The following is a 14,405-nucleotide window of genomic DNA, read 5'->3' as shown; positions in this document are numbered from 1 at the left end:
GTTGCAGAGTCAAGAGGAGCAAAGTGCACTATTGGAAGGGCCTGGACTCAGTCCCCACGGATATGGCTCCCGCTGTCGTGACCATTGGTAACTTCGACGGCGTCCACCTCGGGCATTGTGAAGTTCTAGATTCTGCGGTCTCGCATGCCAAAAGGCGCTCGGCTAAATCGGTAGCGATCACCTTTGACCCACATCCAGCACAGGTGCACCGCCCTGACTCTGCTCCCGAGCTCATCATGGGTCTGGAAGATCGTATCGACACCTTGGCCAGTGTTGGCCTGGATGCGACTTTAATGATCAACTACACCCTCGAATTCGCCGAACAGTCGGCCGAAGAATTCGTGCATTCCATCATCGTAGAGAAGCTCAATGCGGTGGCAGTGGTGGTGGGCCACGACGTCCGCTTCGGCCATGGCAACTCCGGCGACTTCGACTTCATGCGCGAGCTGGGCGCAAAATACGGTTTTGATGTCATCGGTGTCGAAGACGTAGGCGATAAGCGTCGTCTTTCCTCCACGTGGGTCCGCGAAGAACTGGCGGCAGGCAACGTCGAAGCCGCAGCGGCCATCCTTGGACGTCCGCACCGGATGCGCGGCGAAGTAGTCCACGGGGCAGCCCGTGGACGCGAATTGGGGTTCCCCACAGCAAACCTGGCGCCAGAGGCTGCCGGTATTATCCCGGCAGATGGCGTGTATGCCGGCTGGGTGATCGACGAAGCCGAAGTGCGCTGGCCTGCGGCCATCTCGGTGGGTTCGAACCCGACCTTTGACGGTGTTGCGCGCGTCGTCGAGGCCCACGTGATTGATCGCCCCGTAGAGGGCTACGAGGAATTTGACCTCTATGGCCAGCAAATTGTTGTTGAGTTCATCTCTCATCTGCGCCCCATGGTGGCCTACCGTGGCATCGAAGCGCTGATCGAGCAGATGAATGAAGATGTGGTCCAGGCGCGCAGCGTGCTGGCCACCGAATCCCACTAGGAACATGCCGGAAATTCCTTCACTGCCTCGCCGTGCGTTCACCATGAAACCCGAGCGTCGCGCGGACCTGGCCTCCGCATATGAGGCTGGGGCCGCGAATTACGACAAAATTCGTCCGGCGTATCCACGCGAAGCGTTGGAATTTACAGTTTCCGGCGATTTCGTGGAGCGCGCCATAGACATCGGTTGCGGGTCTGGAATTTTCACCGAACAGCTCCTCGGGGCGGGGATAGATGTCTGGGCGGTGGATCCGTCCGAAGACATGCTAGCCGTGCTCAAGGAGCGCATACCGCAAGTGCATACGGTATGTGCCTCCGGAGAAGCGACCGGGATGCCGGAGAATAGTGCGGATTTGATCACCTATGCCCAAGCCTGGCACTGGGTTGATCCGCCTCTTGCTAGCGCCGAAGCCGCCAGGTTGTTGCGCAACGATGGTTCGCTTGTTTTGCTTTGGAACCAACTGGACGTAGAAGTGCCTTGGGTTCATCGACTGGCTCGCATCATGCATGCCGGGGACGTGCACCGTCCGGAAATTGCGCCACCGCTAGGCAAAGAATTCGACACCCCGGAATCGGGGATCTGGCATTGGCCGATGGAACTGGACCTTCAAGGCATCTTGGAACTGACTCGTTCGCGCAGCTACTACCGGCGCTCCAAGGAAGAAACCAGAGCCAAAGTTGAGCAGAATCTGATCTGGTATTGGTGCGAGCATCTGGGCTTTGAAGCGGCACAAATCGTCGAGGTGCCCTATCTCACCCATGCTTGGAGGGCGCGCCGACGGGTCCGTCGGTGATATGATTGTCGATGGTTCTCGCTGCAGTCCGCGGTTGCGAGACGCCGTCGTGAGTGTCTGACGCTCACACCGAATGAAACGCGGTCCAACTCCAGGAGTTTGTTATGGCATTAGATGCCGCAGTAAAGAACGAAATCATCAAGGCTTACGCCACCCACGAGGGTGACACCGGTTCGCCTGAGGTTCAGATTGCCGTTATGTCCCGTCGTATCAAGGACCTGACCGAGCACCTGAAGATGCACAAGCACGATCACCACACCCGCCGCGGCCTGATGGCTCTGGTTGGTCGCCGTCGTCGTATGCTCGGCTACCTCAAGAACACCAACATCGAGCGCTACCGTGCGCTGATCGAGCGTTTGGGCCTGCGCAAGTAGTCTCACGCTTCGGTGTGAACATCCCCGCTTCCCTTCATGGGGGGGCGGGGATTTTCCTTTTGGCGCCTTTGAAGCTGAGATGTGGTGTTCCAAAACCGATTCCCTGTTTAGCGGCTGTGGATATTTGGTGAAGTCCTATGGATTCCACACCGACTCACATTGCCGATGGAACAATTGAATGGTCAAGTAAATTGTCGTCGAAGGACGGCGTGATCAATCGAGAGTTGCAATGACAGAGCAGACAGATTCAGTCCAGTCCGTCGAGAAGAAATCCAAAAAGATACGGCGAGTATGGATTATTGCTTTGGCAGCAGTAGCCATTATTGCGGGCGTCTTTATTGGCAGTCGTATCTATGCCTCCACCGTCTCGGCTCAGGCCGAAGACGTGCCAACACTTTCCCAGACCCCTGCGGCTGAACAGTCCAACGGTGCGCCGGAAACTGGCAGTGATTCGAGTGCCGGGGACACCTCTGGAACTTGGTCCGTCGGTTCGGGTTCCTTCGCCGGATACCGTCTCGATGAAGTTCTCAACGGTGCCGACGTGACAGTCACTGGGCGTACCGAAGACATTACCGGGTCTCTCACAGTTCAAGAAGATCAGCTCATCGCAGCGGATCTCACCCTGCAAGTGGATACCATCTCAACTGACTCCGACCGACGCGACCAGTACTTCCGGACTACTGCCATCGATACCGAGCAGTTCCCTGAAGCAACCTTCAGCCTTGTCGAACCAGTTGACGTGTCTGCGTCACATGTCGGCGGCGCTCAATCTTTCAACATGACTGGTGAACTGACTCTCAATGGACAGACCGTTGCGGTGACCACTGACGTGGAGGCCGTCTTTAATGACGGACAGGCCCAGCTGGTCGGCCAGATACCTGTGAACTGGGCCGACTTCGGTGTTGAAGCCCCGGACTTGGGATTCGTTGCAGTAGAAGATGACGGATTCATCGAGTTCTCATTAAACGTCATGCAGCACTGAGCTGCGAAAGCTCAATAAACTCGTATTGTGCAGAGGGCTTAGCGGCGGCACACACCTCTTGCAGGTTCCTGCCGCTGCCTTGCCTTTGGTATTAACCGAACCGTTGCTACTGGCACAAGAAATTACCGACCGGTACGGAAAATATGTGGCGGTTATGCCGACAACCTTTTCAAGAAGCAATGCTCCATTTAGGTTCTAGCAGTTCTGCTCATTGCTGTCGCCGAGCACTGAGGAATCGGCTGAGAATTGGTGGCGCGAGTAGATCATTGAAAGCAAAAGATCGCCCAGCTCCTGCGGGAGCCGGACAATCTTAGCGAACAGTTGGTTGGATCCTCCGAGCGGAAAACCCGCGAGGCGTCCTAGACTGCCAGCCTGCGGCGGATAAACCCTGAGGCCTGGTCCACCACGATAATAAGCAACAGAACGATGATGATGTGGGTGAGCATGGTGTCGAACTGGAAAGACTTGATCGCCTGATTGATGAGCAAGCCAATACCTCCGGCACCCACCAACCCCAACACGAGTGACGAGCGAACGTTCACGTCGAAGCGGTACAGCAACAAGCCAATAAACTGAGGGACAACCAGAGGCAGGGAACCATGCGCTATCTGTTGCAACCTTGATGCACCGGTCGTGGAGAGGGCCTCTTGCGGACCATGGTCAGTTTCTTCCATTGACTCCGCCCACAACTTTCCCATCACGCCAGTATTGTGGCAGATCAGTGCCAGCACCCCGGCAAATGGGCCAAGCCCAACCGCGGTGACGAAGATCAGCGCAAAGACGATATCTGGTACCGCCCGGAAGAACGACAAAATCGCACGGGAAATTTGGTAGGCCAGCGGATGTGGGGAAGTGCTACGCGCCGCCAAAACTGCCAAGAGCAATGCAGTAGGAATGGATAACGTGGTACCCAACAGGCCAATCCATAGCGTGACGAGGGTGGCCTCCAACCCTGGCTTCACGACGGTTTCCCAGTTCAGATCCGGCGGGAAGGCATCACCGAGAAAACGTGCCATGCCCCGCCAACCCTCAACGAGTACTGCCGGGTCAAAATCCGTGCCACGTATAGCCAAGAGATGCAGTATCACGATGAGGACAGTGGCCGCGCCCCAGAGCAGGCGTCTGCGTACTCGGTTCCGGTCGTGTGGCACGCTGAGCGTTGCCGGCCGGGAAGCTATGACTGAGCTGGACTCGTCCATGGGGTGACTTTCGATTCGAGGTTCAATCTGCAGGCTCATGCTGCGCTCCGTTCAGGGGAGTAGAGCGTATCCAGGACCGGTTCGTTCAACGAGCTAGCCGGACCGTCAAAAATAATGCGACCGTGCATCAGGCCAATAGCGCGATCCGCGTGGCGCAGTGCCAAATCTGGTTGATGCAATACCGCTGCGACAGCTAGGTTCTCCTGATGGGCGAGTTCGGACAGCAGCTCCATGATGTTCTCCGCAGCATGTGGGTCTAGGGCGGATACCGGTTCATCGGCTAACAACACTGAGGCCCGCTGGCAGAGTGCTCGGGCCACGGCTACACGTTGCTGCTGCCCTCCCGAAAGGCGTCCGACTTTATCCAAGGCACGGTCTGCCATCCCCACCCGATCAAGACAAGCCATGGCTTCTTCACGTAATTGACGAGAGAAGAAAACCGGAGTGATCGAAGCTAATCCGGAGACGCGTGCCAAACCTCCAGCGCAAACATTTTCCAGCGCCGTGCGGCGTGGCACCAGATGAATTTTCTGGAAAACCATGGCGGCCCTACTGCGCGACTCGATCAGGGCCCGGCCATGGAGCGTTGCCAGATCGGTTCCCTCAAGCTCAACGATTCCGGAATCCGGTGCGGATAATCCGGCAACACATTTAAGCGTGGTCGACTTACCAGATCCGTTGGCCCCGAGGAAGGCAACCAGCTCTCCGCGGTTCACATGGAAGTTCACTTGGTCTAGCACTTTGCGGTCATTGAATGACTTTGCCAGACCGGTAACTGTTAGCGCTCGAGCGGGAGTTGAGGGTGGGGCAGGAACTGAATCGCGCACTTAGAGGTCCTTCTCGGTTAGGCCCATTTCGGCGGCAAGATCAAATAATGGCTGATAGGTATCCTTGGTGACTTCGAGCAGCGGACCTGGAGGAGTGACATCAAGGAATGCACCTACCTGGGCGATGTCCGCCTCGGGCAATTCAAGCAATGCGGTCTTGACTGCTTCCTTCAGCGCCGGATCGGCATCGGCACGAATGGTGATGGGGTCATTGGGGATTGGTTCAGAGGTCCAGATCTCGCGGTAGTCCGCAGGGTCGAAGGTTCCCTCAGCCTTTGCCACGGCCAGGGTCTGCGAGTTAATCTGGGCGGCGTCAACAGTGCCGTTGGTCAGCGCGAGCAATGACTCGGGGTGGCCTCCGGCATAGTTCAGATTCAGCTCGGATTCGGCAACGCCCGCGGTCTTGAGCGCATAGCGGGGTAGCACATCCCCGGAGGTGGAACCCACACCGCCCAAGGCCAGATCAGCATCGCGAAGCTGCTCGATGGAGGTAATATCCGAGTCCTTGGGAACCCAGATGCCGGCCGTGTAGGTACTCAACTCGCCCTCAGCGGTGCCGAAGGATACCAGTGGCTCGGCACCTGCCTGCTCGCTTGCGAAGACATAGCCCACGGGACCGAACTGACCTAGATCCAGCTTGCCATTGCGCATGGCGAGCACTTCGGCCGAATAATCTTCGACTACCTGCATCTCAACTTTGCAACCCAACTCACGCTCAAGTGCATTTGCCAGGACCCCATAAGCGGGCTCGAGTTTCGCTGGGGCTTCGAACGGTTCTATGCCAAACATCAGCGGACCATCGGCGCAAAATGCCGGGACGTCAGTTACCGCCTCCGATTGGGTCTGCGGGCTACCGCAGGCCGACAACGCTACGAGCCCTATGGCAGATGCCGCCACTGCGACGGTGCGTGAAAGTTTCATGATTACTCCTGAAGAAAGAAATGGGTAACTTTGTGTCACTTCGATGGGGCGCTCAGCGAGGGCTCCTGAATGAGCGAGCGAACGTTGCGGTCGGCCAAGCCGAAGGACAGCGTCATACCGACACCGGCGGTGACGGACACTACGGTGATGGCCTCGGCGACGTTGTGAATCAAGAGCGGTCCAACGTCGCTGGAGGCATAGACTCCCTGCCAGCGTTCGAGAATGCTCAGCGGTTCGCGGTGAAGAACGGATTCGATGGAGCTCAGCAGGGTGTTTGAAATGTCTTCCTGGATAAAAGGCGGATGGGTCAATTCGTAGTCGTGAGAGTCGCCTAAGAGCAGCGTTCCATCCGGCCGCTGGGTAAACATCACATTTGCTTGAATATCCAATAGGTTTTGATGCTTGGAGCGCACCTCGGCGCGTAATTTCTGAGCCGAGGGGACCTCGGTGAACGCTTCATAGCGCAGCATTGACGTTGCGGTGAGCACCGCTGGTTCTAGTTTGAGATCTGCAGGGCTTTCGGAACTTGCCATCTGCAGTGCGCAGCGCTTGATACGGTGTTCTTCGGCCAGAGCGGGGAACAAATAATCAACGTCGTGGCCCACACAAACAAATATCTGATCCGCTTCGATAGGCCCCCGGCTGGTCTCGACTCGAGCGCGGCGCTGCTCTCCGATGCCGAAGCCGAGCGCCGAAGTGTTCCAACGTACCGAAGCCTGTGGCAGCGAATCGATCCACCCTGCCAATTTCGCAACTGTGGTTCGGGGATCCACACGAAGGTCATCACGCAACATGGCACCACCGAGGAGCCCCTGGGTTTCGGAACGCCCCAGTTCGTGAGCGACTTGGGAAGCCGTGAGCAAAGTGATCTGACCAGGGGCACGCCGATCTGACAGCTCGCGCAGGATCTGAAGCTCGGTCGGGGTGGTAGCCACCACGAGTGCTCCGGACTCGGCGGCCCAGAAACCTGCGCGATCTGCGTAGTCCAACCACAAGGGCCGTCCGGCTTGAGCTAGCTCGTAAAGTTCACCGCTTTGGGCAGTAATGCAGCAGTGGCCGAAATTGCGGACGGACGCGCCGACTGCTTGGTGGTCACGATCGATGACGAGGACAGAGAGCCCGGCATCGACCGAGCGGGCGGCGTGGGCCAAGCCTACGATCCCGGCGCCAATGACCACTACATCGGCATGCATGGCGTTGGGAGTTTCGTTGTGGAAGGTGTTTTCGTTGATCACAAAATTGATCATGCACTTCTTCGGAGAGCCTATTCAAGCTAAAACAGCACTTGTCTATACAAGTTTGATTAGTGTTCAACTTGCGGGCCATCCGTTTACCTAGGATTCGTTTCGATGTCCATGAAAACCGCGAATTTTCAGTAGTCGCACTTGTATGATCAAGTTGTGAGCCCGAACAAGAACTATCCAAAGCATCAGCAATTAGCCGCCGACCTGAGGCAGCGTATTGCGTCAGGACAATGGCGAGAAGGAGACAAGCTTCCAAGTGAATCTGAACTGTGTGCCTTAGTCGAGGCTTCACGAGGTACCGTTCGCCATGCCCTCGCCACCCTGCGCTCCGAGGGACTCATTGCCGGTGGGCAAGGGAAGCCGCCTACGGTGGCGCACACCGTGCCGTCCCAGTCCTTCAGCACTTTCATGTCCTTTACCGAATGGGCTCAATCGATTGGACGCTCTCCGGGACAGCGCACGGTGGAACTCGCCCGACGCGTTGCCGACTCGATCGTGGCAGAGCAGATGGGACTCAGGGCGGACGAGAAAGTGATTCAAGTGCTGCGACTGCGACTGCTGGACGAAACTCCGGCAATGGTTGAACGCTCCAATTTTGCGCTGGAAGCCGGGCGACTATTGTTCGATTTTGACAGCGACTCAGGATCCATTTTTGGGTACTTGCGTGAGCAGGGAGTCGATCTCTCGCGCGGACGGCACACAATTGACGCAGTCGCCGCGGATGAGACGGATGCCGAACTTCTAGGTGTTCAAGTGGGCACACCGCTACTGCGCGAACGACGGATCACCTCGTCGCGTGCGGGAGAAATACTTGAATATTCCGATGACAGGTACCTACCGCAGCTTGCAAACTTCAGCATCGAAAATACCAGCGAGCATCGTGCCGCACTAACTCGCGTCCCGAGCTCAGTTACCTAACAACACCTTGGAGTAAGAACATGATCGAACTGATCGCCTGCGACATGGCAGGAACAACCATCGATGAACATGCGGATGTATACAGGGCGCTGGAGAATGCAGTGCGCGAAACCGGAGTGGACGTATCGCCTGAAAACCTGCAGACCTGGATGGGGGCGGAGAAGCGTGAAGCCATTACCGCGCTCATCCGTTTGGGTGGTGGAAAAGCGGAAGAACAATTAGTAGCGGAAACTTTTAATCGCTTCCGCGAATTACTGTTTTCCTACTATGCTCAGAACCCTCCGGTCGCCCTTCCTGGTGTAGTAGAGGCTTTCGAGATTTTGGCGAAACAAGGCGTGAAAATCGCTTTGACGACGGGATTCTCAAGAGATGTGGCCACCGATTTGCTCAACGGCCTGGGCTGGCGAGTTGGAGAGGGCGGGTTGCTTGATGCCGTAGTCACCGCCGATGAGGTGGCAGCTGGCCGTCCTGCGCCGTACATGATCCACCGGGTGATGGAACAGACCGGAGTACTAGACGTGGCGAAGGTGATTGCTGTCGGCGATACGGTCAACGATCTGCAGGCGGCGACGAACGCTGGAGCCATTGCGGTGGGAGTGCTCACCGGGAAGCTTGGACGCGCAGACCTCGAACTGCACCCTCACGATGCGATCTTGGAAGGTGTGCGAGAGCTGCCCGATTTTATGGCGCAACTGGGCGCTGCCCGCGTACAGGCGTAGGTGATTCAGACTCGTTGACTCGGAGGAAGGACCAGCCCAGAGTGGTCCTTCCGCTGTTTCGTGCAGGGTAGCGGGAGTCGGCGCGAGTATCGTCATTGAGGTTCGAGCGCAACGGTGTCGATAGCGCAATGCAATTCGACATCCGACATACGAAATTTAGTTTTCGCTATCAAGCGTTTTTGGTTCTAAGGTGAAGGTAACGCACGCCCACCTTGAATGAAAGTGAGTAGTCATGAGCACGACTGTTCTGCAACGTCATTTGTTCGGCCCAGGTCCCTGCAACCCATATCCAGAAGCAACCGCCGCGCTGGGGCTTCCCTTGCTCGGTCACCTGGATCCAGCATTCATTGCCCGCATGGACCGTGTAGGCGATGGACTGCGCACCCTATGGGGGACCAAGAACACTCGTACCTTGCCGCTGAGTGCTACCGGCTCCGCTGGCATGGAAGCCGCTTTCGTGAATACCATCAATCCAGGGGATGTGGCAGTCATTGCCATCAACGGGCTGTTTGGTGAGCGCATGTGCGAGGTTGCCTCGCGCGTGGGCGCCGAAGTCGTACGTGTGGACCACGAGTACGGAACACCTATCGACGCCGAGCGAGTCGCCGCGGCACACCCGAATCCCACCGTAATTGCTGGCGTGCATGCTGAGACGAGCACCGGAGTAGTTTCCGATATTGCCGCACTCGGCGCCATCAAAGGTGATGCCTTGTTGATTGTGGATGCGGTGACTTCCATTGGCGGAATGCCGGTCTTGGCAGACGAGTGGGGAATCGACATCGGCTACGCTGGAACCCAGAAATGCATTGGTGTTGCGCCCGGTCTGGCACCCTTCACCATCTCTGACCGCGCGTTTGAACGCCGCGTTCAGAAGCCCCAGTCCTGGTACCTGGATCTCGGTCTGCTCGGTGGATATGCCACCGGCGCAAGCGGCGGTGGGCGCACCTACCACCACACGGCACCAGTTGCCATGGTCACTTCGTTGGAAGCCGGCATCGACCGGATCCTCGCCGAAGGCCTGGACGCAGTGACCACGCGCCATCAGGAAGCTGGCAAGCTGTTGCAAGATGGTCTCGAGGCCATGGGCTTGGAATTATTTGCAACCGAAGGCTACCGACTTCCGCAATTGACTACGGTCAAGGTTCCAGAAGGGACGGACTCGGCCAAGGTCCGCGGCTACCTGCTGGAGCGTTTCAACATTGAAATCGGTGGCGGCGTCGGACAGTACGCGAACACCGTGTGGCGTATCGGTCTGATGGGGCCGAACGCTAACCCAACCTCGGTAGCGCTGATTCTTGCTGCGCTGAAGGAAGCAATCGACAAGGCTTAACAGAACCATACTGCGGGTTTCTAGAGATGTGGCGCAGCCTAGTCAGTGGCTGCGATAGCTACCTTGCAGATGTTTGGTAAGTGACTCTGAACCTTGTTCTGGGTGGCGGATTCAGCCTCATGCGGGCGTTCCCGATGGGCAACCCGTTCTTGGCTAAGCATGCAAAAGGTTCGCCGCGGTCCCGGTTCCAAGGCCTATTGCTTGGAACCGGGACGAACCGCGTCTTGAGAACCTGTATTCGCTCGCGTGCCGGACCTTTTGCTAAACGTAGTCGTTGATTCGACTACGCAGCGCGAAGACCGACTCGTCTATTGATTCCACGCTGGTTTTTCCGACGAAACCCATGGCGCCTTTGAACTCGTCGTGCAGAATCTTGAAGGCCTTGCTCACCGCTGGCTCACCACCGGTCGCCAAGGCGTAGGCAAATGGGCGTCCCGCCATTACAGCGGTGGCACCCAGCCCGATTGCCTTGACGATGTCATGTCCGCGACGTATCCCGCCGTCAAGGTAGATCTCGGCCTTTCCATCCACAGCTGCGACGATCGAAGGCAAAACGTCGATGGTGGCTGGTTGCGCGTCGAACTGTCGACCTCCATGATTTGAGATGAAGACGCCATCGGCACCTTCGGCTACCGCTCGCGCGGCGTCTTCGGCATCCATGATGCCCTTGATCACCAGCTTCCCGTCCCACTGCTGGCGCAGCTTAGCGAAATCCGCCCAATCAGCACTCGAATTCTTGTTGCTGGCCATCCACTGATTCATTTGATCCATGCGGAGCGCTTTGCCATCGATGGAGTAGTTTCCATAGGTCATCTTGCGCCCGGTCAGCCACCGGTAAATCCATCGTGGTCGCATTGCGGTCGTGAAGTAGTCGAAGACTGGTGGTTTAGGCGGCATGGAAAGACCGTGGCGCATATCGCGTTCGCGCTTGCTCGACGATCCGACGTCACCGGCGACAACCAAGGTTTTGACCCCGGCATTCCGCGCTCGTTGGATGTAGTTTTCGGTTTCGGCTGGATCCTTCCAGAAAGCGACCTGGGCCCAGAGCTTGTCCCCGGCTATGGGAGCGACTTCCTCGAGGGCGCACCCCGCCCAGGCGCTGTGAATGAAAATGGAGCCCGCGATGACCGCGGCACGGGCTACCGCCAGGTCTGAGCCAGGATGGAAGATGGTCAGCATGCCCATGGGGGCCACCAGCAACGGAAAGTCCACGGGTTGCTCCAGGACCGTTGCTTCGGTGGATAATTCGCTCAAGTCCACCATTGAGCGTTGCCTGAGCATCAGGGCATCGAGGCTCTCGCGATTGGCGCGAGTGGTGATCTCATCCAACGCCCCACCGTCTAAATAGTCGGTGATCATTTTTGGAAGGTGCCAGCGCGAAGCTTTTCGGTAGTCATCGATGCTGACGATCCATTTGTTACGCATGGTGTGAATACTCCAATTTGGGGCTGGCGCTAGAGGACTTTTGAGAGAAACTGTTGTGTGCGTTCGTGCTGCGGATTGCTGAGAACTTCGCGAGGGTGACCCTGCTCGACCACGTAACCGCCGTCCATAAATACGAGATTGTCACCGACCTCTCGGGCGAAACCAATTTCGTGTGTCACCACGATCATGGTCATGCCGGCTTTGGCGAGGTCGCGCATGACATCAAGGACTTCGCCAACGAGCTCAGGGTCCAACGCCGAGGTCGGTTCGTCGAAAAGCATGAGTTGGGGTTCCATGGCTAGGGCGCGGGCGATTGCAACACGTTGTTGTTGTCCACCAGAGAGCGCAACCGGGTAAACGTTGGCTTTTTCTGACAAGCCGACTCGTGCCAAGAGTTCGTTGGCCCGGGCAGTCACTGCCTTGCGACTCTCTTTTCTGACGCGGAGCGGCGCTTCACAGATATTTTCGAGAACGGTCATGTGCGGGAAGAGATTGAAACTCTGAAAAACCATGCCGATGTGTTCGCGTGACGTGGCAATTTCGGTTTCGTTTTGCTTGTGCAAGCTGCCGTTCTTGATTTTCACCCCGATGGGCCGACCATTAACTTTGATGTATCCTCCAGTCAGGGTCTCCAGCTGATTGATGCAACGTAAAAAGGTCGATTTGCCCGATCCTGAGGGGCCAAGGATGCATGTCACTTCACCACGATTCACGGTGAGATTGATCCCCTTGAGGACCTCTAGCTGTCCGAAATGTTTCTGGACTTCATAGGCCTCGGCAATAACGTCATTCATGGCTGAACTTTCTGGACTATTGGTTGCGATCGTTTCAGCGGATTGAACCGGGCAGATAATTTCTGTGGTGCCCGATTGCCCGAGCCGCGGTTGAAATGCCGCTCAATATAGAACTGACCCAGACTAAGGATGCTGGTCACCGCTAAGTACCAGAGACTGGCCGCAATGAGCAGCGGGATAGTTTTGAAATTCGAGCTGTAGACCATTTGCGCAGAATATAGTAGTTCGGGGAAAGCTAAAACGCTGACCAGAGAGGTTGTTTTGAGCATGGAGATTGTCTGGTTTCCCGTGGGCGGAATGATGATTTTCATGGCTTGAGGCAATACAACACGCCATAGAATAAGGCCGCGCTTCATGCCTAGTGCCTTGGCTGCCTCTGTCTGGCCCTTATGCACACTGAGCAATCCAGCACGAACGATTTCGGACATGTAGGCGCCCTCGTTGAGGCCTAGCCCGAGAATTGCCGCGAGGAAAGGCGTGATCAAGGTGTTGGCATCAATTGAGAAGAACTCGGGGCCGAAGGGAATTCCCATCTCGATCCGGGGATAGATCGCTGCGATGAATCCCCAAAACAATAGCTGGACGAACACCGGAACGCCGCGGAAGAACCAAATCATGAATGCAGCGACCGAGGCTACAACATAATTCGGCGCCAATCGCGCGAGTGCCAACAATACGCCGGCCACGATTCCGACGACCATGGAGATGACCGTCAGGATCAGTGTGTTGACTAGACCCGAAAACAATCGTTCGGAGAGGAACCAGCTGAAGACCACGTCCCACTCATAACGTGGGTTAGTGATGAGGGAGTAGGCCACGAGTGCTACCGCGCCAAGTACGACCGCAGCGGTTAACCACATCATTCTGTGGCTTTCGCGCGGTCTGGTCATCAGCAGCTCGTGGTGTTTAGCATCCACTGGTTGCCCTGTGGACTCGGGAGTTTTAGATACGCTGGTCATGAAAACCTACTGCGCCTTATTGAACGCAAAGTCACTTATTGCACCGTTGCCTACGCCCCAACCGTCCAGGATTTGCTGGTATCGACCGCTTTTCTCCAACGATTCAAGACCTAGCTGTACCGCTTCTTCAAGGCCGGCATCCTTGGCAAATGCGATGCTGACAGGTGATACGTTCTTTTCGCCCAGGAGCTCTACCTCGCCGCCCTGTTTGATGGCGTAACCAAGTGTTGGCCCGTCTACGTAGACGGCATCGATTCGTCCGGAAGTTAGCGCGAGAATTGGTGCCTGCATGTCTGGGTAGGTCATCACGTCGATGGCCGGTTGGGAATCCGCGACGCATTTTGCGGACGCTTCAGGTACACGCTTGAGATCTTGGAAGGATCCCTTGAGCACCCCTACCTTGACGCCGCACAGTTCATCAACATTGAGTTTCTTTGGATTTCCTGGAGTTACCCCGATGCCACTACCGGACTGGTAATAATCCACGAAATCCAACACCTTCATGCGTTCCTCTGAAGGAGACATTTGTGAAACCACGAGATCAAATTTTCCGGCAGATACCCCGGGAATGATTGCATCAAAGGTGCCGCTTTCAATGGTCAGATCAATTCCCATGGCGTCACCGAGCGATTGCGCCAGGTCGGCATCGACGCCGACTATCGTGCTTCCATCATCCGCGATGAAGTGCAACGGCGGTGAACTCTCGCTCATCGTCACGGTGAGTTTGCCACTGTCCTTGAACTTCGCGGGAAGTGCATCATGCGCAGCTTGGTCTACCTCGACTTGGATCGCTTCGTTGGCGGCGGGCGATTCGGCTGACTGTCCAGAAGGTACTTCTGGATTTGAACAGCTTGCCAATGAGAGCGCGAGCAGGCCAGTGAGGGCCAATGAAGGGAGCTTGAATTGCGAGCGCATGTTCGTGCCTTATCTGTCGTGAAGTGAT

Annotated in this window: 15 protein-coding genes; 7 read left to right on the top strand and 8 right to left on the bottom strand. The window is 56.6% G+C overall.

What is annotated here, in order from left to right:
* The first annotated feature begins 23 nt into the window (after positions 1-23).
* The 4 genes from CQ015_RS02785 (at position 24) to CQ015_RS02770 (ending at position 3,126) form a co-directional block, all read left to right on the top strand.
* Complete coding sequence (locus CQ015_RS02785; protein ID WP_096288281.1) at positions 24-977, top strand: bifunctional riboflavin kinase/FAD synthetase; 954 nt, start codon at positions 24-26, stop codon at positions 975-977.
* A 4-nt stretch (positions 978-981) separates the two neighbouring features.
* Positions 982-1,770, top strand: a complete 789-nt coding sequence (locus CQ015_RS02780; protein WP_096288279.1) for a class I SAM-dependent methyltransferase — start codon at positions 982-984, stop codon at positions 1,768-1,770.
* Between the two features lie 104 nt (positions 1,771-1,874).
* Positions 1,875-2,144, top strand: coding sequence for a 30S ribosomal protein S15 (rpsO, locus tag CQ015_RS02775; protein ID WP_096288277.1), 270 nt, complete (start codon positions 1,875-1,877; stop codon positions 2,142-2,144).
* Positions 2,145-2,373: 229 nt separating this feature from the next.
* A complete protein-coding gene (locus CQ015_RS02770) occupies positions 2,374-3,126 on the top strand; it encodes a YceI family protein (protein WP_096288275.1) in 753 nt (250 codons plus the stop codon).
* Between the two features lie 359 nt (positions 3,127-3,485).
* Here CQ015_RS02770 and phnE read toward each other — a convergent pair whose 3' ends face one another.
* The 4 genes from phnE to CQ015_RS02750 form a co-directional block, all read right to left on the bottom strand.
* Positions 3,486-4,364, bottom strand: coding sequence for a phosphonate ABC transporter, permease protein PhnE (phnE, locus tag CQ015_RS02765; protein ID WP_255248513.1), 879 nt, complete (start codon positions 4,362-4,364; stop codon positions 3,486-3,488).
* Entirely contained in the window at positions 4,361-5,065 is a 705-nt protein-coding gene (locus tag CQ015_RS02760) for a phosphonate ABC transporter ATP-binding protein (protein WP_255248512.1), read from the bottom strand. The genes phnE and CQ015_RS02760 overlap by 4 nt, the downstream gene beginning before the upstream one ends.
* 87 nt (positions 5,066-5,152) lie before the next feature.
* A complete protein-coding gene (locus CQ015_RS02755; RefSeq protein WP_105554764.1) occupies positions 5,153-6,073 on the bottom strand; it encodes a phosphate/phosphite/phosphonate ABC transporter substrate-binding protein in 921 nt (306 codons plus the stop codon).
* Positions 6,074-6,108: 35 nt separating this feature from the next.
* Complete coding sequence (locus CQ015_RS02750; RefSeq protein ID WP_096288269.1) at positions 6,109-7,320, bottom strand: TIGR03364 family FAD-dependent oxidoreductase; 1,212 nt, start codon at positions 7,318-7,320, stop codon at positions 6,109-6,111.
* A gap of 153 nt (positions 7,321-7,473) precedes the next feature.
* Between CQ015_RS02750 and CQ015_RS02745 the strand changes: the two genes are divergently transcribed.
* The 3 genes from CQ015_RS02745 to CQ015_RS02735 all read left to right on the top strand — a co-directional run bounded on the left by CQ015_RS02745 (position 7,474) and on the right by CQ015_RS02735 (position 10,284).
* On the top strand, positions 7,474-8,235 hold the full coding sequence (locus CQ015_RS02745; RefSeq protein ID WP_096288326.1) for a GntR family transcriptional regulator: 762 nt from the start codon (positions 7,474-7,476) through the stop codon (positions 8,233-8,235).
* A 20-nt stretch (positions 8,236-8,255) separates the two neighbouring features.
* Positions 8,256-8,954: a phosphonatase-like hydrolase gene (locus CQ015_RS02740; protein ID WP_096288267.1), complete on the top strand. Its 699-nt coding sequence runs from the start codon at positions 8,256-8,258 to the stop codon at positions 8,952-8,954.
* Between the two features lie 232 nt (positions 8,955-9,186).
* On the top strand, positions 9,187-10,284 hold the full coding sequence (locus CQ015_RS02735) for an alanine--glyoxylate aminotransferase family protein (protein ID WP_096288265.1): 1,098 nt from the start codon (positions 9,187-9,189) through the stop codon (positions 10,282-10,284).
* 261 nt (positions 10,285-10,545) lie between these two features.
* Here CQ015_RS02735 and CQ015_RS02730 read toward each other — a convergent pair whose 3' ends face one another.
* Genes CQ015_RS02730 through CQ015_RS02715 form a run of 4 tightly spaced genes read right to left on the bottom strand, consistent with a single transcriptional unit; the run spans position 10,546 to position 14,377 of the window.
* Positions 10,546-11,709, bottom strand: a complete 1,164-nt coding sequence (locus CQ015_RS02730; protein WP_096288263.1) for an alpha-hydroxy acid oxidase — start codon at positions 11,707-11,709, stop codon at positions 10,546-10,548.
* 29 nt (positions 11,710-11,738) lie between these two features.
* Complete coding sequence (locus tag CQ015_RS02725; RefSeq protein ID WP_096288261.1) at positions 11,739-12,503, bottom strand: amino acid ABC transporter ATP-binding protein; 765 nt, start codon at positions 12,501-12,503, stop codon at positions 11,739-11,741.
* Positions 12,500-13,462, bottom strand: a complete 963-nt coding sequence (locus CQ015_RS02720) for an amino acid ABC transporter permease (RefSeq protein WP_217990417.1) — start codon at positions 13,460-13,462, stop codon at positions 12,500-12,502. The genes CQ015_RS02725 and CQ015_RS02720 overlap by 4 nt, the downstream gene beginning before the upstream one ends.
* 6 nt (positions 13,463-13,468) lie before the next feature.
* Positions 13,469-14,377 carry an ABC transporter substrate-binding protein gene (locus CQ015_RS02715; protein ID WP_096288259.1) on the bottom strand — a complete coding sequence of 303 codons (909 nt, stop codon included), beginning with the start codon at positions 14,375-14,377 and terminating at the stop codon, positions 13,469-13,471.
* Positions 14,378-14,405: the final 28 nt, after the last annotated feature.

The organism is Arthrobacter sp. MYb221, assembly GCF_002979835.1.
Lineage (GTDB): Bacteria > Actinomycetota > Actinomycetes > Actinomycetales > Micrococcaceae > Glutamicibacter.
This window is presented reverse-complemented; position numbering and strand designations above follow the sequence as displayed.